Annotated in this window: 16 protein-coding genes and 1 pseudogene; 10 read left to right on the forward strand and 7 right to left on the reverse strand. The window is 62.7% G+C overall.

Annotation, left to right across the window (positions count from 1 at the left end):
• Positions 1-9: 9 nt before the first annotated feature.
• Positions 10-1,584, forward strand: coding sequence for a molybdopterin-dependent oxidoreductase (locus YH3_RS22225; protein ID WP_020908339.1), 1,575 nt, complete (start codon positions 10-12; stop codon positions 1,582-1,584).
• Here YH3_RS22225 and YH3_RS22230 read toward each other — a convergent pair.
• The gene (locus YH3_RS22230; RefSeq protein ID WP_007726121.1) at positions 1,571-2,206 is read right to left on the reverse strand and encodes a TetR/AcrR family transcriptional regulator C-terminal domain-containing protein; all 636 of its coding nucleotides are present in this window, start codon (positions 2,204-2,206) and stop codon (positions 1,571-1,573) included. The genes YH3_RS22225 and YH3_RS22230 overlap by 14 nt on opposite strands.
• A gap of 158 nt (positions 2,207-2,364) precedes the next feature.
• Here YH3_RS22230 and YH3_RS22235 point away from each other — a divergent pair, with 158 nt between their 5' ends.
• The gene (locus YH3_RS22235) at positions 2,365-3,597 is read left to right on the forward strand and encodes an amidohydrolase family protein (RefSeq protein WP_007726122.1); all 1,233 of its coding nucleotides are present in this window, start codon (positions 2,365-2,367) and stop codon (positions 3,595-3,597) included.
• 1 nt (position 3,598) lies between these two features.
• Here YH3_RS22235 and YH3_RS22240 read toward each other — a convergent pair.
• The 4 genes and pseudogenes from YH3_RS22240 to YH3_RS22255 form a co-directional block, all read right to left on the reverse strand.
• A pseudogene (locus YH3_RS22240) lies at positions 3,599-4,099 on the reverse strand (HNH endonuclease family protein); the annotation flags it as partial.
• A gap of 26 nt (positions 4,100-4,125) precedes the next feature.
• The gene (locus YH3_RS22245) at positions 4,126-6,612 is read right to left on the reverse strand and encodes a site-specific integrase (RefSeq protein WP_011133408.1); all 2,487 of its coding nucleotides are present in this window, start codon (positions 6,610-6,612) and stop codon (positions 4,126-4,128) included.
• Entirely contained in the window at positions 6,609-7,868 is a 1,260-nt protein-coding gene (locus YH3_RS22250) for a site-specific integrase (protein WP_011133407.1), read from the reverse strand. The genes YH3_RS22245 and YH3_RS22250 overlap by 4 nt, the downstream gene beginning before the upstream one ends.
• 388 nt (positions 7,869-8,256) lie before the next feature.
• Positions 8,257-9,177, reverse strand: a complete 921-nt coding sequence (locus YH3_RS22255) for an NADP-dependent oxidoreductase (RefSeq protein WP_064444068.1) — start codon at positions 9,175-9,177, stop codon at positions 8,257-8,259.
• Positions 9,178-9,240: 63 nt separating this feature from the next.
• Between YH3_RS22255 and YH3_RS22260 the strand changes: the two genes are divergently transcribed.
• The 3 genes from YH3_RS22260 to YH3_RS22270 all read left to right on the forward strand — a co-directional run bounded on the left by YH3_RS22260 (position 9,241) and on the right by YH3_RS22270 (position 13,726).
• Complete coding sequence (locus YH3_RS22260; RefSeq protein WP_064444069.1) at positions 9,241-12,057, forward strand: DEAD/DEAH box helicase; 2,817 nt, start codon at positions 9,241-9,243, stop codon at positions 12,055-12,057.
• On the forward strand, positions 12,054-12,827 hold the full coding sequence (locus YH3_RS22265; protein ID WP_042445325.1) for an SWIM zinc finger family protein: 774 nt from the start codon (positions 12,054-12,056) through the stop codon (positions 12,825-12,827). Before YH3_RS22260 ends, YH3_RS22265 begins: the two co-directional genes overlap by 4 nt.
• A gap of 149 nt (positions 12,828-12,976) precedes the next feature.
• Positions 12,977-13,726 (forward strand): GntR family transcriptional regulator, encoded by a 750-nt coding sequence (locus YH3_RS22270; RefSeq protein ID WP_007726130.1) that lies wholly within the window; start codon positions 12,977-12,979, stop codon positions 13,724-13,726.
• A gap of 54 nt (positions 13,727-13,780) precedes the next feature.
• Here YH3_RS22270 and YH3_RS22275 read toward each other — a convergent pair whose 3' ends face one another.
• Together YH3_RS22275 and YH3_RS22280 are read right to left on the reverse strand one after the other, a co-directional pair.
• A complete protein-coding gene (locus tag YH3_RS22275) occupies positions 13,781-14,239 on the reverse strand; it encodes a glucose PTS transporter subunit IIA (RefSeq protein WP_003941386.1) in 459 nt (152 codons plus the stop codon).
• Positions 14,236-14,466 (reverse strand): glucose PTS transporter subunit EIIB, encoded by a 231-nt coding sequence (locus tag YH3_RS22280; protein WP_003941324.1) that lies wholly within the window; start codon positions 14,464-14,466, stop codon positions 14,236-14,238. The genes YH3_RS22275 and YH3_RS22280 overlap by 4 nt, the downstream gene beginning before the upstream one ends.
• Positions 14,467-14,793: 327 nt before the next feature.
• Between YH3_RS22280 and YH3_RS22285 the strand changes: the two genes are divergently transcribed.
• From YH3_RS22285 to nagB, 5 genes are read left to right on the forward strand one after another with little or no spacing between them, the layout of a single operon-like run.
• Positions 14,794-16,137: a PTS transporter subunit EIIC gene (locus YH3_RS22285; protein ID WP_003941307.1), complete on the forward strand. Its 1,344-nt coding sequence runs from the start codon at positions 14,794-14,796 to the stop codon at positions 16,135-16,137.
• A gap of 2 nt (positions 16,138-16,139) precedes the next feature.
• Positions 16,140-16,409: an HPr family phosphocarrier protein gene (locus YH3_RS22290; RefSeq protein WP_003941322.1), complete on the forward strand. Its 270-nt coding sequence runs from the start codon at positions 16,140-16,142 to the stop codon at positions 16,407-16,409.
• Positions 16,409-18,082 carry a phosphoenolpyruvate--protein phosphotransferase gene (gene ptsP / locus YH3_RS22295; protein ID WP_064444070.1) on the forward strand — a complete coding sequence of 558 codons (1,674 nt, stop codon included), beginning with the start codon at positions 16,409-16,411 and terminating at the stop codon, positions 18,080-18,082. The genes YH3_RS22290 and ptsP overlap by 1 nt, the downstream gene beginning before the upstream one ends.
• Entirely contained in the window at positions 18,079-19,320 is a 1,242-nt protein-coding gene (locus YH3_RS22300; protein ID WP_064444071.1) for an N-acetylglucosamine-6-phosphate deacetylase, read from the forward strand. Before ptsP ends, YH3_RS22300 begins: the two co-directional genes overlap by 4 nt.
• Positions 19,308-20,087: a glucosamine-6-phosphate deaminase gene (gene nagB, locus YH3_RS22305; RefSeq protein ID WP_007726140.1), complete on the forward strand. Its 780-nt coding sequence runs from the start codon at positions 19,308-19,310 to the stop codon at positions 20,085-20,087. The genes YH3_RS22300 and nagB overlap by 13 nt, the downstream gene beginning before the upstream one ends.

A 20,087-nucleotide genomic window follows, 5' to 3' on the forward strand; every position in this document is an offset into this window, starting at 1 on the left:
CGAGACGACATGGTCACACAGAACATCGACGAGCACCCGAGCACCGAATCTCGTCCACCGCGTCGTAGATGGGCTGCTCACGCGATCTCCGGGGTCTTGGCCGCGGCTGTCGTCCTGGGCGTCGGTGAGCTGGTTGCGTTGCCGATCAACCCGGACGCGTCGCCCTTCTACGCGGTAGGTGCGACTACCGTCGACCGAACGCCGGCGTGGGCTCGCGAGTTCGCGATCGACACTTTCGGTACCAATGACAAGCCGGCGCTGTTCATCGGAATGTCGATCTTGATCGTTCTGCTCGGTGCGGTGGCCGGGCTCCTGGAACGGCGACGCCGCCCGATCGGCAGCGTCATTCTCGTTCTTCTGGGCGCGGTTGGTGTGTATGCGGCGATGCAGCGCCCGACTGCCGATGCGATGTACGTGTTCCCGACGCTGGTCGGTGTGGTGGCGGGCGTCGCAACCTTGCGGTTGCTGATCACACAACTCGAAGTGCCGCTCTCGCCGGGCGTCGCCGACTCGTGGTTGCCTCGTCGTCAGTTCCTCCTGCTTGCGGGTGCGGCGTTGGCAGTGGCTGCGGCAGCGGGTGCGGCCGGGAAGTTCGTGGGGCAGAGAATCGCCGGAGCAGTAGCGAATCGTGAAGATTTTGTCGTGCCCACCGCCGCTGACCCGGCGCCGCCGATTCCGGCGGGTGCGGACATCGCGATTGCGGGTGCGTCGACGTACATCACGCCCAACGACGACTTCTACCGAATCGACACTGCACTCCTCGTTCCGCAATTGACGACGGATTCGTGGGAACTGCGGATTCACGGAATGGTGGACCGCGAGATGACGTTGTCGTTCGACGATCTGGTGGCGCGAACGCCCATCGAGCGAGTCATCACGCTGACGTGTGTCTCGAACGAGGTGGGCGGCGTTCTGGCCGGGAACGCGAAGTGGATCGGTTATCCCATGAAGGACCTGCTCGACGAAGTCGGTGTCCATCCCGACGCCGACATGCTCCTCTCGACCAGCGTCGACGGCTTCACAGTCGGCACCCCGGTCGAGATAGTCACCGACGGCCGTGACGCGATTCTCGCCGTGGCGATGAACGGTGAGCCGTTGCCGTTCGAGCACGGCTATCCCGTTCGGCAGGTCGTTCCCGGTCTGTACGGTTTCGTCTCCGCCACCAAGTGGGTGACGGAGTGGGAACTCACGCGTTTCGACAAGGTCGAGGCCTATTGGACCCAGCGCGGTTGGGGTGCGCAGGCACCGATCAAGACGTCCTCGCGTATCGAGGTGCCGGCAGCTCTGGCTCCCATCGAGCCGGGCCAGGTGCTGGTGGCGGGAACGGCCTGGGCGCAGCATCGCGGGATCGAGAAGGTCGAGGTTCGCGTCGACAACGGTGAATGGCAACCGGCGACACTGGCGCAGGAGTACTCGATCGACACCTGGCGTCAATGGTCGTGGATGTGGGATGCAGGCTCGGGTTTGCACACGGTGCAGGTCAGAGCGACGGATCTGGACGGGAACGTTCAGGTGGAAGAGCGCACTCCGCCGATTCCCGGTGGCGCCACGGGATGGCACACCAGGTCGTTCACCGTGAAGTGACGTCGGAATCCGAATGAGGTTCGGTATACAGACGAACAACGCGCTGAGCCATCCATCCGGCGATCAGGGTTCGCAGGCCGAAGTCGAACGTGTCGTCGGTTCGCAGTGGGGTCGTAGCCTCGCGCGTGATCTCGCTCGGGTTGGAGGATTGGGTCCATGCGACATCCGGCGTCGAGAGTTTCACGACTGATCCGAGAACCAGACTGTCCAGCGTGGAGATTGCGTGACGAGTGTCGGCCGAATCGAAACCCCCGTCCGAAAATGCCTGAACCAGTGCAGTATCGATATCAAAAGTTACCTCGGTGCGGACGCTGCGGGTCATGAGTAGCGGGATGAGGCGCCAGTGCTCGACCGCAGCTCGGCGATAGGCCCACCCCCACGCGCTGATCCGTTCGCTCCACCCTGCCGGTGGGTGGGGGACAGAGATCGACGACATCACGCGGATGCGCATGAGTTCGACGATCTCGGATCGACCCGAAATATGTGTGTAGAGCGAAGACGGAGTCACGTTCAATTGCTTGGCGATCCCGGGCATGGTGAAGTCGCCGGTCGCGTCGACAGCATCCAGAGCCGCGTCGGTGATGTTTCGCGTGGACAGTATCGGCTGGGTGGGACGCGGCATCGATTCTCCTGGTGAGGGATTCGTCAGCAATCTCGGACTTCATCGAGTGATGACAACTCCTTGATTTCGGGAGCCGATATGCATCATACTAACCGAACCCTATTCGGTATGTCGGCGGAATCTTCCGGCGATCGGTACACGTCGGAGGAACATTCAATATGTCTGTCGTATGGCTGACCGGTGCAACGATCATCGACGGGACGGGCGCCGACCCGATCGAGAACTGCGCTGTTGCTGTGGAAAACGGGCGCATCAGTGCACTCGGTGGCACGCCACCCACGGGGGCGGAGGTGCTGGACTGCGCTGGGCTGACAATCACGCCCGGCCTCATCGACGCACACGTTCATCTCGGTGGATCGAGCGATCTCGCACCGAGCCTGCGGCGTCAGATCTCGGTAGCCGAGCTCGCTGCAGACATGTTCGCGACCTGCGCATCGACCCTCGACGGGGGATTCACCACTGTTCGTGACTGCGGCGGAATCGACGGTGGACTCGCCGGAGTTGTCGCCTCGGGCAAGATTCCGGGTCCGCGGATCATTCAGTGCGGCCCGATCCAGTGCCAGACCGGTGGACACGGACACCTGGCGGCCGAATGGGAGCCGACTTCGGACTGGTCCGATCATGACATCCCCGGATTACGGTGTATGTCTCTGCTTTCCGACGGTCCGCACGAAATGCGAAAGAACGTTCGCGAGACGTTCCGCAGGGGTGCGGACTTCCTCAAACTGTGTGTCACAGGGGGAGTGGTATCGACTCATGACAAGCTCACCGATACCCAGTTCACGGTCGACGAGATCGAAGTTGCCGTCGAGGAAGCCAATGCGCGCGGTACCTATGTCACGGTGCATGCCCACAACAACGAGGGAATCCGAAACGCTGTCACTGCCGGCGCGAAATGCGTCGAGCACGGCTCAGGTATCGACGACGAGACTGCCAAGTTGATGGCCGAGCACGACGTCGCGTTGGTGCCGACGTTGGCTGTGGTGCAGGCACTCTCGGACAGCGCGGCGTCAGCAGGTCTACCCGAATCGATTTCGGCTCGGATCGGCCAGATGATGCAGGGTCAGATCGACGGGCTTCTTGCTGCTCGAAATGCCGGCGTCAGAGTGGGATTGGGATCGGACCTCATCGGTACCGATCAAACGGGCCGGGGAATGGAGCTAGTCCTGCGCGCCAAGGTCGAAACCCCGATGGACGCATTGGTTTCCGCTACCCGGATCAACGCCGACATTCTCGGTATCGCCGACGAGGTCGGCACCATCGAAGTCGGCAAGTTCGCCGACCTCGTTGCCTTCCGCGGCAATCCGTTGACGGATCCCTCGATCTTTGCCGATCGTGAGCGGATCGCACTCGTCATCCAGAGTGGGCGAGTGGTGAAGGACGGCCGGTAGCTCAACAGCGAGTGGCGAGGTCCGTCAGGGCCGAATGATCAGCTCGGCTGACTGGTAAGCCATAGGAAATCGCGACGGTCAAGTACTTGCCGGCGTAAAAGCATCGGTACGCAGGATCGGGCGGCAACCACTCACTGGGCGTGCTGTCGCCTTTCGACTGGTTGTCGGGGCCGTTGACGGCCAACAGGTTCAGAGACATGTCGTTCGCGAACCTCATCCGAAGCGCGGGCGTCCAGGAGTTCGCGCCGAAGTCCCAGGCGGCGGCGAGTGGGAAGACGTGGTCGATCTGGACGGACTTGGCCTGGCTGCGTTCGAATTCGATGCGATCACCGGAGTACGGGTCGGTCATCGCGCCCGACAGTACGACGCAGTCACGTGTTCCCGGTTTGAACACCACGTCCGAGAGATCTTGGGCCAGAACGTTGTTGCGGGTATCGCACCCGTCGTGGCCACCTGGAGCGTCCTGGTCGTCGGACCAAGCGGGGCCGAAGACGCAAGCTTCTCTGAACAAGAATTCAAGCTTGGTAATCATGTGGAAGTCCTTCCCGAGATCGATCCGAATCCAGGCATTCCGAGGTCAGTTGTTGCCGATCCTCGTTTCATCGTGGCATCGACCTGTGCGATCTTGTCCCTGACTCCGGTGTAGCTGACCTGCAGTCCTTCGACTTCACCCAGCCAGCCTTCCTGTTTGGCTTCGATGATGCGGGCTTCGAGGTTGTCTCGGATTTCTTCGAGCCTGCCTCGCTGCGTTGGATCCGGCCGCAGGAGTGAGCATCTGACGCAAGCATGCTCATGGATGCAGGGTGTGCCGAACGACCGTGCGCAGGTCCCGACCGATACTTTCCGCTTCTCGAAATGAGACAAGAACGCATCCCATTCCTCGTCGGTCGGTGTCCGGTATTCCTCACTGGGTCTCATCGAACGACGACGCGCGATGAACGCTCGATGCGCTTCGATCGTTTCCGAGGGGTAGACGGCCTTGTAGCCCATCGTCGTGTCAATTGTCTTGTGCCCGCAAATAACCTGTGCGATATGGGGTGGCAGGCCGTTCATGATCGCGTCGGTGACGAATATTCGCCGGAAGTCGTGGGGCTGAAACATCAACGGATCGCCACTGGCATCGGTGAGAGCTGCCACGGTGAGCGCATTGATGAGGAGCTTGCGGACGAAACTCGGTGGGATCGCTCGGCGTTCGTTTCCGATTCCCCGCTGAAAGAGCAGCGGCATCGGCGGATTCCACAGCTTCTCCTGCGTATCGTAGGCAGCCACGAGCGGTATCGATCCGTTGGGTTGCCGCGAACGCTGAACTACCGCACTGAGGACTTCCGCAAGCTCGGGACTGACCAAGATCAGCCGCTCGGTATCGGTCTTCGATGGAGCTATCTGCAGCAGCGGAACCAGTTCACCGGTACTAGGTAGTCGATATTCGGTGATGCTGTGGTGACTGAGCTCGAGGAGCTCTTCATGACGGATACCGCTGAGCCGCAACACTTCGATAGTGGCGAATGCCCAGAATGCTTCCTCGTCCTCGTAGGTGAGATCGCGGCGAACACCGGTAACAGTATTGTCGGCCCATACGACGCGGCCAGTTCCCCGACGGATCAAGGATCGTCGCAGTTCTCCGTCGGTTCCCGCGATCACCTCACCTGGTTCGGTGTTCTGCGCCGCAACAAGTAGAGCCGCTGCGGCCGCGCGGCGGTCAGCTGCGGACCGAACCAACTGCGACAGGACAGGCAATCGCTCGCGAGTGCGCTGATCCATCCGCGCTTTACGGTGTTTGAGTTCCTTGCCTCTTTTGACCTCGGCGTCGCTGATCGGGCAGGGCGCCACCCACTGCGCCCAGCGTGCCGGATCTTCGACGGCCCAGTGCGCGAGGTCGAGATAGAACGCACGCACTTGCAACAGATTGTCTTTGTAATTCTTTCGGGGCGAAGTTGTTTCGTGCTTTCGTCCCGCCGCGTCGACGGCGGTGCGTGTGATCGATCTCAGGTCGTCCTTCCATGCTCGGGCAACGTCAGGCGGCAGCGCCAGGGTGTCGATACCGGGGGCGAGTGTCTCGACGCGGCTCCAGAACAGCCCGGCGAGTCCTCGGGCACGAGAGTTGAGACTGGTGTAGTCCAGCGCGGGTTGACGCTCGCGCAGATAGTCGATGAGCAGAGCTCGGATCGGTTGGTTCTCGATCGGGTAGCGGTCGACGAGTTGTTCGATCGTCAACTGTCCGACCGGAGCGCCGAACGCACGGATGCTGTGTGGTGCATCCTCGGGAAAGATGCCCATCGCACGTAGTCGCAGGTAGAAATCGATCTTCTTCTGACCGCGGCGGGAGTGCACCTGCGCCATCGTTTCGATCAGCTCCACGCAATCGCCGACAGTGATCTCCGCGACCGTCCCGCCTTTGGATACCAGCAGGGTCGCGATTCTGGTCGCTGCGATTCGTGCATCGTCTCGCGAGGTATCCGGCTGAGTGGCAGCAAGCTCGTCCAACCGCGCGAATCCGTCCGGATCTCGCAGCTTTGCCATCATCGGCGCGAGAAACGGGTGCGCCCGGGAGAGCATCCACGGCAACTGCGGCCGGATCACGTCCAGGCACAGCAACATCAGCAGTCCTGCAGCCAGGTCGTTGCGATCATGTCTGACAGGGCGCCCGTGTCCGGCAATCCATTCCACCGGGAGATCGGCCCAGGAGGTTGTCGCGCCGTAACGAGACCCGCGGATGTTCTCGGCGCCGCTGGCGAGCCACCGGGCTTGCCAGGTATCGCCTGGCACCGAAGCCAACCAGGTCAGTATCTTGATCACGCCCCGGTGCCGTCCGGCTCGGGTGGTGACCGCAGCCTCAGCAAGCACCGAGCAGTTCAGTCGGGCCTCGACCTCCTCAGCAGAGGCAGCGGTGTGCGGCCACCAGAGTTCACCTTCGCGTGGTGGAAACTGTTTGTGCAGTTGGCGAATCCTCGAATGCGGCACCGGTGTGACCTCGAAGCGTTCCGGGCGGGTCATGTGCTTGACGGCAGTGCTCACAACGGCCTCCCGAACAGCACGCTCAACGCTGCCGGATCGTATCCAGGAGCAGGAGGCGGCGACGGAGCCCGCGGATGTTCCCGCTGATCAGCAGTACGAGCGTGGTGGGCCAGGACGCTGGCGATCACCTCGTCCTTATCGGGTGTCAGATAAATTTCGGTCGTCGACAAATGGGCGTGCCCCAACACCTCTTTGACCTCCACCAAGGACAAGTGCGGGTCGTTGGCCATCCGCCTCGCTGCACTGTGACGTAAGTCGTGCAGAGTCCAATCCGAACCGAGGGTAGCATTCGCACGCTCGAACATCCGATGCGCCGCATGGTAATTCAACGGGCGGCGAGGCCTTCGCAGTGTCCACCACAACGGTTGCATCCGTCCGAGTGGCACCTCGCCCCGCAACTGCTCCTGATACAACCGCAACCAGACGAACGCGTCCGCCGACGCGGGTACCTGCTCCACCGCACGTGTTCCCTTGCGCACCACAGTAATCAACTGCTGCCCCGGGTCGACATCGCACTCGCGGACTCCCAACAGCTCCGACGCTCGCACCCCCGATGAAATCCAGAACGCCACCAACGCCCGGTCCCGATCCGACGACAACGCCGCGAACAACTTATCGAACAGATCCTCGGGAATCGCTCGGGGAATCCGCTGCGAGACCCGAGGCCGGTAGCGCCCCACACGCTCAGGTGCCCAATGATCCATCGGATTGTGGTGCGCATGAGCCCGTCTCGACCGGCGAGAGAGATCGAGAGGGAACGGATTCAGAAGCGGGCCAGTCCCCGCGTCCCGATGAAAATCGTAGAAACTTCGCAGCACCGTCTCACTGTGCGCCACTGTCGCCGGCGAGTACCCGGCCCCCAGAGCCGGTTTGCCGGTGACAGGATTCGGCGATGCCGCAGCAGTAGCAGCCGCCTCGGCGCTGGCCGGCACCACTGATCCTTGTCGTGCCTTCGCCGTCAACTGGATCCAACAACTGAAATCGCGGGCATCGACCCGATCGGCACGATCCCACGCCACGTCCACAGCGTGAAGGAACCGCCACCATCTGAGCAGATCCATACCGTACGAACGCACCGTCGCCACCGACCTCCCGGAAGCGATCAGCTCCCGGAAGAACACCTCGACGGACTCCACTCGTTCACCGTCGCTGCCCTGCAAGACGTAAGGCTCCGCCGCCTGACCTGTCGCTATCAACCGACCCACTCGGGCCACCACAAGCCCCGACAGATCTCTCGAACTTTCCCCTTCGCTCATGTCCGCAAGCTACCGACCCACATCGACCCCACCCCTTCAGACCTGCACCATTCGGCATTTAGTTCAGTCAACGGGGCCTCGCCGTTACCGCAGCCGCGCTCGTATCCACCCGGATGTGGGCGGTTGTCGACAATCGCGGTCCGGGACAGCAGCGATTCGAGCTCCGATCGTGTCGGGCTGCCCGGGGCCGACTCGAGACGCTCGTCCCCGAACCGTCCGCAGGACGCGACGAGACATACGAGCACGAGCGTCGACAGGATCGCAGATAACCGTGCAACCACCTGTGCCCCCGTCCGTCGTAGACGGTGATTCAACGCCGCCCGTCGTAGACGGTGATTCAACGCCGTCCGTCGTAGACGGTGATTGAACCATCGGGGGCCGACAGGAATCAGCCGAACTCGATCACCACTTTGCCGGCGGCATGGCCGTCTTCGACTGCAGCGAGCGCTTCCCCAGCGCGGGAGAATGGGTACCGCCCGGACACGGACGGGTCGAGGATCCCGTCGGCCACGAGCGCCGCGATCTCCGTGAATACTGCTGTAGTTCTTCGGCGTTCGACACCACCGCCGCCGAGTCGGCTCGCCGCCAGAGGATCGGCGATGCTCAGGATCGGTGCGTCCGGTCGGGCGAGCTCAGCGCCGCGAGTGAGAGTGTCCCCGCCGACCAGGTCGAAAACCGCGTCCACTCCGACTGGGGACAACGCGGACACGTCGTCTGCGAAGCCGTCCACCGACGCAACCCAACGTGCTCCCGCTTCCTCGATCGCGGTTCTCTTGGACTCGCTCGCGACACCGATCACGTTGATACTCCGCGCCAGTGCAAGCGCGATCGTGCTGCGACCAACGCCGCCGCCGGCGCCGAGCAGCAGGAGTGTCGCCCCGGGTTTCAGACCGAGATCGTGGAGTGCGTCGTAGGCCGTTCCTGCCGCAACCGTCAGCACTGCGGCATCGGCCCAGGACACGGTATGCGGCTTGTGTGCTGTCGAGGAGACGTTGAGCAATGTCGACGCGGCGTAGCCGCCGAAGCCGGTCGCGGTAGCGCCGAACACTTCGTCGCCGACCTCGAACTCGGTGACCCGCGGACCTACTCCGATGACAACACCGGACACTTCGCGGCCCAGAACCGCAGGCAGCGTCACCGGGACAGTATCTTTTCGAGTACCCGCGCGAACTTTCCAGTCAGCGGGGTTGACGCCCGCCGCTCGGACCGACACCAGCAGTTGGCCGGCACCGGGCGGGGGCAAGGTGACGTCGAAGTAGGACTGTGTGTCGGGTCCGCCGTACTCGGTGAAGCCGTATGCCGTCGTCATGCCTGCCAGCCTATTGCCCGGTAGGCGGGAAGTGGTGTCGGTGGCACCTGATTGGATGGTCGGATGCTGCATGGACTCTGGTCACCGGGATCGGGGCTCAAACTGTGGGTCGACGGGCACGACGGTGCCGGGACCGACGATCCCCGTGATCCGGTCAGTGCTGTCCTGCATCGCAAGTTCCGTCATCGTGTGAATGTCGCTATGCCGCCCGTACCTGGCGGGCCTTTGCAGAGTGAGTACGCAGCTGTTGCGTTGGCGCCGCCGGACGCAGTCGATCTCCTGCTGCGGTTCAAGGCCGACGATCAGCGAATTGCGGGAGACCTGCACTTTCTCGTACATGTGGCGCGAGGAATAGACCGGTGGGTGCGCGCCGGACGGGTGGTCCCCGCACTGACGCGGGCTGAAGGAAGTTGGTGGCCACGCTGGCAGTTGTCGGTGGGGGAACGCCAGCGCGCCTGGATCGGCGAACTGGTCGTGGCGATGCCGCCGGTGCAGCGGGCGGTCGGTTCGCCGAGGGCGACGATCGAAGACATCACGAACGAACTCACGGACCCGATCGTTCGTCGTGCTCTCGGGGACTCACATCCGGTGGTGCAGACCCCGCTGTGGCAGGCCGTGTTGTCCGGGGACGCTTTCGACGACGTGTCGGTACGAGCGGCCGAGGGACTCGCCGAATGGGGGTCGACGTTCACCGCCGGAGAGCCGGACTTGGTTCTGCGGCTGATCGAGCCTGAACTCGACGACAATTCCGATCCCGACGACGATGCGCTGTGGCGTCTGCAAGTGTGTTTGCGTCCTGAAGGTGAAGCGCCCGAACGTGTTCGACTGCACCGGGCAGATCCCAAACGTATCCAGCTCGGCAGCCGCAAGCTCGAAGACGCAATCAAGGCTTACCCACGTTTTCGCGACGTGCCGCGTGACGAGGACAGCCTCGACCTGTTGCTGCCCACACCTGTCGTGATGGACCTGGTCGGACACGGCGCGATTGTCCTGCGAGAGCGAGGGATCACGCTGCTGCTTCCTCGCGCATGGAACGTGGTGTCTCCATCCCTGCGTGTGCGTGTGACCTCGGCGGCATCTCCGATCGTTGCGGAGAATCGTACGGTCGGTATGGACCAATTGCTGGAATACGATTGGGAATTGGCGCTCGGAGACAAGGTACTCACCGCCGAGGAAATGACCCGACTCGTCGATGCGAAGTCCGATCTGGTCCAGTTGCGCGGCGAGTGGGTTCAGGCGGACAAAGACGTCCTGGCCCGCGCGGCTCGTTTTGTCAGTCAGCGGCACTCGAGCGGGGACCGAGCGATCGTCGATCTGATCAAGGACTTGATCGCCGACGACCTCAAAGACCTGCCGGTCGAGGAAGTGAAAGCAACCGGATGGGCCTCTGCACTGCTCGACCAGTCGGTGGCTCCGCGGCAGGTCGCGGTACCGTCGACGGTCAACGCGACTTTGCGTCCGTATCAACGACGCGGTCTCGACTGGTTGGCGTACATGAGTGCCCTCGGGCTCGGCGCCGTTCTGGCCGACGACATGGGTCTGGGTAAGACGCTGCAACTGTTGGCGTTACTTGCGCACGAGAAGTCCAAGACGGCAACACTTTTGGTGTGCCCGATGTCGGTCGTGGGAAACTGGCAGCGTGAAGCGGCGCGATTTGTACCGAGCTTGCGCGTCTACGTTCATCACGGTTCGGATCGCGCTACCGGGGCGGAGTTGGAACAGGCAGTTCGTGAGAGTGATCTGGTGATCACCACCTACGCGCTCATGACCCGCGACGTCGCGGCGCTCAAGGATCTCGACTGGCGGCGCGTAGTGCTCGACGAAGCTCAACACATCAAGAACGCCAAGACATCTCAGGCCCGCGCTGCTCGCAGCATCCCCGCGGATCATCGCGTTGCTCTGACCGGAACGCCGGTGGAGAACCGACTGGACGAGCTGCGGTCAATCCTCGATTTTGCCAATCGCGGTGTACTCGGCTCGGAGCAGATGTTCCGCAAAAGGTTTGTCGTACCGATCGAGCGGGAAAAAGATCAGCTTGCCGTCTCGCGACTGCGAGCCGTCACGTCCCCCTTTGTGCTGCGGCGCGTGAAGACCGATCCCGCCGTGATCGCGGATCTCCCGGAGAAGTTGGAGATGACGGTTCGAGCGAATCTCAGCGAAGAGCAGGCCGCGTTGTACCGCGCCGTGGTGGACGAGATGATGGCGCAGATCAAGGGGACGGAAGGGATGAAGCGCAAGGGCGCCGTCCTGTCTGCGCTGACCAAACTCAAACAGGTGTGCAATCATCCCGCGCACTTCCTGCGCGACGGTTCGCCGGTGATGCGCCGCGGGCAACACCGTTCGGGAAAGCTCGGACTGGTCGAGGACATCGTCGAGTCGGTCATCGGCGACGACGAGAAGGTTCTGTTGTTCACACAGTTTCGTGAGTTCGGCGAATTGGTGGTGCCGTACCTGGCCGACCGGTTCACCACCGAAGTTCCGTTTCTCCACGGCGGAGTGTCGAAAGCCGGGCGCGACGCCATGGTCGAGGCATTCCAAGGTGAAGGCGGCCCGCCCATCATGGTGCTCTCGCTCAAGGCCGGCGGCACGGGTCTGAATCTCACGGCGGCCAACCATGTGGTTCACCTCGACAGATGGTGGAACCCGGCGGTAGAGAACCAGGCGACGGACCGTGTCTTCCGCATCGGTCAGAGAAAGAACGTTCAGGTACGCAAGATGGTGTGCGTCGGAACCTTGGAAGAGCGAATCGACACGATGATCGCGAGTAAAAGTGAACTCGCCGAACTTGCAGTCGGGACCGGTGAGAACTGGGTGACGGAGATGAGCGTCGAGCAATTGGACGAGTTGTTGCGACTCGGCGACGACGCGGTGGGCGAATGAGTCCGCGCGGCAAGGGCCCCGATTTCAGCGAGTACACCGGCTCCCGACGGCGAGCACCCGCGCCGGTCAAGCCTCGTCCAGCGTTCGGGAGAACGTTCTGGGGCAAGGCTTTTGTCCGCGTCGTCGAAGAGATCGGCGACAAACCTCGTGTCACGCGTGGGCGAACGTATGCGCGTTCGGGTCAGGTTTTGGCGCTCGACATCGAACCGGGAGTGGTGACGGCCGAGGTTCAGGGCAGCCAACTTCAACCTTTCGTTTCCACGCTGTCGATCGACACTCTTGATCAATCGGATATCGACGACATCATCACCAAGATCCGCCGAGTGCCGGGAAGCCTTGCCGCGCTGGTGTCCGGCACTGTCCCGGACATGCTTGCTGCCCAACTGATACCGGACGGCCCGTCGGCTTTCCGATTCGACTGCACCTGCCCCGATGTCGGCTGGCCGTGCAAACACGCTGCGGCCGTGGCGTTCTTGACCGCGGAGCGAATCGACACCGATCCGCTCAGGTTGCTGAGACTTCGCGGGGTCGACCTGGAGCAGTTGATCGGGGGAGTAGAAGACGAGTTGACTGTTTCGGTGGACGTCGAGAATTGGTTCGGAATCGCGGCTGCCCTCCCTGCGCTACCGAAGGTGCCTTTTCGCGCGGCGATCGACGATCTGGATATCAGGCGGTTGCGCGAGGCGGTTGCGGCATTGGGATTGGACATGGCTCAGCAGAACGTCGCCTTGGACGAAATACGGTCCATCTACCGACGGTTGGACGGTTGAAATCGGACAACTCCGGACTGGTGCTAGTTTCCTGTCGTAAATTCCAGTATCGTTAATTGGACCGGTCCGGTCGGGACCTGCCTGCGATTTCAGGTCGTTGTCGTCGGCGAATAGACGACTATTCATTTCTCGGAGGGACAGTCGCTGTGATGCCCGTTCATTTGCGCGACAGCGCAATACCCAAACACGAACAGTTGCGCACCATTCTCCTGCGCAAGTGCACCCAAGAACTCCAGCCTGGCGACTTGATGACCAGCGAGCGAAACCTGATGCAGGACTACGGCGTCAGTCGGATCACCGTTCGCGAGGCAATCGGGCAACTGGTCAATGACGGACACCTCGTCCGCGTGCGTGGCAAGGGAACCTTCGTTGCGCACCGTGCTGTCCAATCCAAGCTGCACCTTGCATCCTTCACCGAGGAAATGCGCGCCCAGGGGCATCACCCCACGACAGTGGTCCTGGTCAGCGAACAGGGGCCGGTCCCCGAAAACACTGCTGCCGCACTGAATATGCGACCGGGTTCCGACGGTTACCACGTCAAGCGCTTGCGCCTTGCCGACGGCGAGCCGGTGAGCGTGGACGACGGCTGGTTCAATCCCGAACTGTTGCCGGGTTTACTCGACATGGACTTGACGGGTTCGATCTATCGGGCAACCGCCGACAAGTACGACAAGCCGATCGATCGGGCAGAGCAGACAGTCAGTGCCGATGGTGCCAGTACGGAGATCGCGACTCTCCTGGGCACTCGTAAGGGCGCTCCGGTTCTGTACTTCGATCGAGTGTCGTTCAGCGAGATCGCACCGGTCGAGCACACTCGCAGTTGGTACCGATCCGACCGCTACCAGTTGCAGATGGAAGTCCAGGGCCAAGCGCGGCCCAAAACGCGCGGCGACCAATAGTCATCGTTCGAAGCGAAAGGGCGAGCACACCTTCCGGTGTGCTCGCCCTTTGCGTTACGCCGACCAGTCGAACAGAGTGTCGCCAGTGGCGACGTCCCCACCGACGGAAGGGGATTCGACGGTGTCCGGTTTGGAATCCATCACGACTACCGGGCAGATCGCCGAGTAACCGGTCGTGTCGATGTGCGCTGGATCGAAGCTGACGACGGGATCACCGGCATTGACGGTGTCACCCTCGGCGGCGATGAGGGTGAATCCGTCGCCTTCGAGCTTGACCGTGTCGATGCCGATATGGACCAGCACGCCGGTGGCTTTCTCGCCGAAGATCACGAACGCGTGGGGGTGAAGTTTCAGGATCTTTCCGCTGATCGGCGCCACGACCGTGAGCGGGCCCTGACCGCGAGCGGGTTCGATCGCGACGCCCGAGCCGACCATCTGCTGAGCGAACACCGGGTCCGGGACGTCCGCGAGTGCGACGACCCGGCCGGGCAGCGGGGCGAGGACGACCGTCACAGGATGTCCTCGATGTCCTCGGCAAGGGTGTCGGCCTCGGGCCCGACGATGACCTGGACAACCGTTCCGGCTTTGAGCACGCCGTGTGCGCCGGCAGCCTTGAGAGCGGACTCGTTCACCTTCGCTCCGTCCTTGACCTCGGTACGCAGGCGGGTGATGCAAGCCTCGATCTCGACGATGTTCTCTGCGCCGCCGAGGCCCTTGATGATTGCTTCCGCTTTCGACATTTGCTGCTCCTGATTGTCGGGTTGGTCGTGATCGTTGAACGGTCGTACAGGTGGGCTGACTAGTTGCTGGTCAAGGCTATCCCGGTTACGTATGTCACATTTGGGTGTTGACAACTCGCCTCCACCAGGTAAAACTACAACTGGTTATGACCGGACAGTACCCGTTGGAAGTCCGGCTCCACAACAGTTTCGACAAAACGGTTTCGGCCTCACTTCCGAGCAAGAACCGTGACCTGCATTTTCACGAAACCTGCACGTGTACGACACCCGAATTTCCAGAACCAGCGGCCGATCGCGACGCGGCCCGGCGAACGAAGAAGGTCCTTGATGACTCTCGAAGACACCCCGAAGAAGGAATCGAAAGTGTTCGCCGGGGTTCAACGCCTCGGCCGAAGCTTGATGCTTCCGATCGCCGTTCTGCCGGCTGCGGGAATCTTGCTCCGCCTCGGCCAGGACGACCTGCTCGGGCGATTCAGTTCGATGCACAGTGCTGCTGCAGTGATCTCTGCGGCAGGACAAGCAGTCTTCACGTGGCTGCCGCTGATCTTCGCCGTCGGTATCGCGATCGGCTGGGCCAAGAAGGCCGACGGATCGACTGCCTTGGCAGCCGTCGTCGGCTACATGGTGATCGACGGCGTGTTCAAGGCGATGTCGCCGATCGTCCTCGAAGGGAAGACGGACCCGAACGGGGATCAATCCCTGATCAACTACGGTGTGCTCGCCGGTATCGTGATGGGCTTGCTGTCGGCGATCTTGTGGCAGCGGTTCTATCGAACGAAGCTTCCCGATTATCTCGGGTTCTTCAACGGGCGCAGGCTCGTTCCCATCCTGACAGCGATCACCGGTCTTGTGGTCGGTGTCCTGATGGCATTCGTGTACCCCTTGTTCAACTCCGGCCTCAACTGGGTCGGTGAAGCAGTTGCTTCCAATACCGTTGTGGGCGGCGGCATTTACGGCGCAGCGAACCGCCTCCTGATCCCCACGGGCCTGCACCACATCTTGAACTCCGCCGTGTGGTTTCTGATCGGCGACTACCAGGACGCGAGCGGTCAGATCGTTCGCGGTGACCTCAACCGGTTCTTCGCCGGCGACCCCTCCGCCGGTACGTTCATGACCGGCTTCTTCCCGATCATGATGTTCGCCCTCCCCGCTGCAGCCTTCGCAATCTGGCGCAACGCCAAGCCTTCTCAGAAGAAGCTCGTCGGCGGCATCATGCTCTCCACCGGCCTGACCGCATTCCTCACCGGTATCACCGAGCCGCTCGAATTCTCCTTCATGTTCGTCGCGTGGCCCCTGTACGTCATCCACTCGCTCCTGACCGGAACGTCGATGGCCTTGGTCAATGCGCTCGGGATTCACGACGGATTCACGTTCTCCGCAGGCTTCTTCGACTACGTGTTGAACTTCGGCAAGGCAACCAACGCATGGATGTTGATCCCGATCGGACTCGGCTACGCCGTGATCTACTACTTCCTTTTCAGCTTCGTCATCAAGAAGTGGAATCTGCGCACGCCAGGACGAGAAGAAGAGGTCGAGGTGGCCGCAGGTGAGCCCGACCCAGCGCTGCTCGAGGCCGAACTGGCACTGGCTGCCGAAGGTGACAGCCGCACCGACGCCCCGCTCGTCGCCGAACTGGAAAACAAGCTCGACAAGGAACTGGAAGGACGCTGAACATGGCGATCGCAACCACGACAATCGGATCCCGCGTCGGACTCCACGCACGACCCGCAGCGCTCTTCGCGCGCGCCGCAGCCGATCTACCGGTAGACGTCACCATCGCGCTCGGCGACGGCGAACCCGTCGATGCCTCCAGCATGTTGTCTGTCATGACTCTCGGTGCAGCATTCGGGGATTCGGTGACCTTGCGTGCTGACGGTGACGGCGCCGACGCTGCGGTCGGTTCGCTCGCAGAGCTTCTCGCATCCGAACTGGACGAAGCCTGATGACGGCGAGTGTGGACAACCGCATCGCGGGTATCGGAGTGAGCGCGGGTTCGGTCTGCGCGCCGTGGTTGCGATTCTCCACGCCTGAGCCGACCTCGGCGGCGGACCCGATCACGGGCAGTCCCGAGGCGGAGCTGATCAGGATCCGTGAGGCACTGGACGTCGTCGCGGAGGAACTGCTCTCGCGTGCAAAGACAGTCGAGGGCGTCTCCGCGGAGATCCTGACGACGTCGGCTGCGATGGCGCGCGACGCGGGCATCGTGAAGGCGGCCAAGGCGAACCTGGAATCGGGGCTGCCGACCGCACACGCCGTCGCAGTTGCCTTCGACGCCTTCTGTGAAAAGCTCACGGCGCTCGGCGGGTACATGGCCGAACGGGCAACCGATCTGCGCGATCTCGGGCAGCGAGCCGTGGCCGTTCTTCGAGGGGAGCCCATGCCCGGAATCCCCACTCCCGGTTACCCGTACATACTGGTGGCGCGCGACCTCGCTCCGGCGGATACAGCGACGCTGGGCACCAGTGACGTGGTCGGATTGTTGACTGCCGAAGGAGGTCCGACCAGCCATACGGCTATCTTGGCGAAGTCGCTCGGAATCCCGGCCGTGGTCAACTGTTCGGGAACCGATCTGCTGGCGGAGGGGAAACTTCTCATCCTCGACGGCACCACCGGGACGGTCACCATCGATCCCTCGGCAGAAACGCGCGAGCGCGCTGTCCTCGAAGCATCGTTCGTGGCAGAGCAGTCGGCTTCGGCACAGGGTCCAGGACGCACGCGTGACGGGTTCGCGGTGAGGTTGTCGGCCAACATCGGAACCCTCGAGGACGCCGCGCGGGCCGGAGCGGCGGATTGCGAGGGCGTCGGACTGTTCCGTACCGAATTCTCGTATCTCGGGCGTCACGACGCACCGTCGGTGGAGGAGCAAGCACAGACGTACGCGTCGGTGCTCGGGCACTTCGCCGGACAGAAGGTGGTGGTCCGCACTCTCGATTCGGGTTCGGACAAGCCGTTGCCGTTTCTCGATCTCGGGGTCGAGGAGAATCCGGCCCTTGGTATCCGCGGGCTCCGTGTCGGCACGGTTTATCCCGACACACTCATCAGCCAGCTCGACGCCCTCGCGGCGGCAGGCAATGCGACGGGCGCCGATCTGTGGGTCATGGCGCCGATGGTAGCTACGGCCGACGAGGCGAAAGACTTTGCAGAACTTGCGCGTTCGCGGGGGATCGGCAAGGTCGGAGCAATGATCGAGGTTCCAGCTGCAGCGTTGCGGGCGAAGGATATCCTCGAGCACCTCGATTTTGTCAGTATCGGTACCAATGATCTGAGCCAGTACACCTGCGCCGTGGATCGTATGGCCGGAGGCCTGGCGCAACTGCTCGATCCGTGGCAGCCGGCGGTCCTCGATCTGATCGCGATGGTCGGTCAGGCGGGCGCCGATGCCGGAAAACCTGTTGGTGTGTGCGGAGAATCCGCGTCTGACCCGCTGTTGGCTCCGGTTCTGGTCGGTTTGGGCGTGACGAGTCTGTCGATGTCGGTCCCGGCATTGGGCGCAGTTCGCGCGCAACTGGCCTCTCTCGATCTGGCGGTGTGCAAGGACATGGCCGCGGCGGCGCGGGGCGCGCGAAACCCGATCGAGGGTAGAGCGGCCGTCGCGCGGATTCGCGAGTCGGCATGAGTACATCAGGCTCGGCTGCTGTCGGCGATCCGATCGTATTGCGGGGAACTGTGATCGGATCTCCGGCCGGGAAGATTCACGACGGAGTCGTCGTCGTGGACGGCGAAAAGATCAGTTGGGTCGGCTCGGCTGCGGACTATGTGGCGTCCACACCCGTCGTCGTCATTCCGGAACGCACCGACGCGGTGATCATGCCCGGCTTGATCGATGTCCACAGCCACGGCGCCGCGGGTGCTGGTTTCCCGAACACCGACGCCGATGGAGCGAGCCGCGCGGCGGCGCACCATTGCGAGCACGGCACGACCGGAATGCTGGCCAGCCTGGTCTCCGCACCGCGCGCAGATCTGGTGCGACAAGCAACGATGCTCGCCGATCTGGTCGAACGCGGAGAACTTCTGGGTATCCACCTCGAGGGGCCGTTCATCAACGGCGTCCGCTGCGGTGCCCAGGATCCGGCGGCGATCATTCCCGGTGATCCGGATCTGCTCGAAGCCGTGTGTGACGCCGCGCGTGGGACCGTGCGGTCCATGACCTTGGCGCCCGAGACCGAGAATTTCGAAGAGTTGCTCGCGATCATGCGTCATCGCAACATCGTGCCGAGTTTCGGTCACACCGATGCCGACGCGGCAACGACGTCGGCGCGCATCGATGCTGCGGTGCACGGGGATTGGGCCGGACAGATCAGCGCGACCCACCTCTTCAACGGGATGCCGCCCCTGCACCATCGATCTCCGGGTCCCGTCGCGGCGTGCCTGGCGGCTGCCGCGAGAGGCGAGATGGTGGTGGAACTGATCGCAGACGGTGTGCATCTTGCGCCCGAGACCGTGTCGATGGTCTTCGACGCTGTCGGACCGGACCAGATCGCCTTGGTCAGTGATTCGATGGCCGCGGCGGGAATGGACGACGGCGACTACCAACTCGGTGCGCTCGACGTCACGGTTGCCGACGGTGTAGCAAGACTCGCGACCACCGACGGCAGTTCCGGTGCCATCGCCGGAGGGACTGCAAGATTGCTCGACGTGCTTCGCAGCACTGTCTTTGACGGCGGTGTCGCGCTGGAAGATGCTGTCGCAGCGGCAACTCGGAGCCCAGCGCGTCTGCTGGGACTTGGCGACCTGATCGGATCGCTGGCCGTGGGCTGCCGGGCCGACATCGTGGTCACCGATCGTCAATTGCGCCTGGGGCGTGTACTACTCGGCGGAAAAGCCGCCGGAGAGGAAAAATCATGGAAATCGTAATTCAGCCGACACCCGCGGAGGTCGACTCGACCGTCGCGGACATCGTCGAAGGCTACGTCAGAGCCGGGGCGACGACGCTCGGTCTCGCAACGGGGTCGTCGCCGATCGGAACCTATCGTGAACTGGCAGCGAGGCATCGCGACGCCGAACTCGACTTCTCGCTGGCTCGGGCATTCCTGCTCGACGAGTACCTGGGATTGCCGAAACGCCATCCGCAGTCGTACTACTCGGTGATTCGGTCGGAGTTCGTCGATCACGTCAACCTGGATCCCGCGATGGTGTCCAGTCCCAACGGTGAAGCGCCGTGCCCGGAGCAGGAGATCGCCCGGTACGACCAGAGCATCGCGGCGGCCGGGGGAGTGGACGTGCAGTTGCTCGGCATCGGTACCGACGGCCACATCGGCTTCAACGAGCCCGGATCGTCGTTGACCTCGAGAACTCGCGTGAAGACGCTGACCGAGCAGACCCGGATCGACAACGCACGCTTCTTCGACGGTGTGGACGACGTCCCACATCACGTGCTCACCCAGGGGCTCGGAACCATCAGCGATGCAAGGCATCTGGTGATGATCGCGACCGGAGAAGGCAAGGCTGATGCGATCGCCGCTGCCGTCGAAGGTCCGTTGTCTGCTTTCTGCCCGGCTTCGGTGATGCAATTGCATCGCCATGTCACCGTCGTCATCGACGAAGCTGCGGCCAGTTCACTCAAACTTGCCGACTACTACCGGTATGCGCTCGAACACAAGCCGTCGTGGCAGTCCTTCTGA

Origin of the sequence: Rhodococcus sp. YH3-3 (genome assembly GCF_001653035.1) — a bacterium.
Lineage (GTDB): Bacteria > Actinomycetota > Actinomycetes > Mycobacteriales > Mycobacteriaceae > Rhodococcus_F > Rhodococcus_F qingshengii.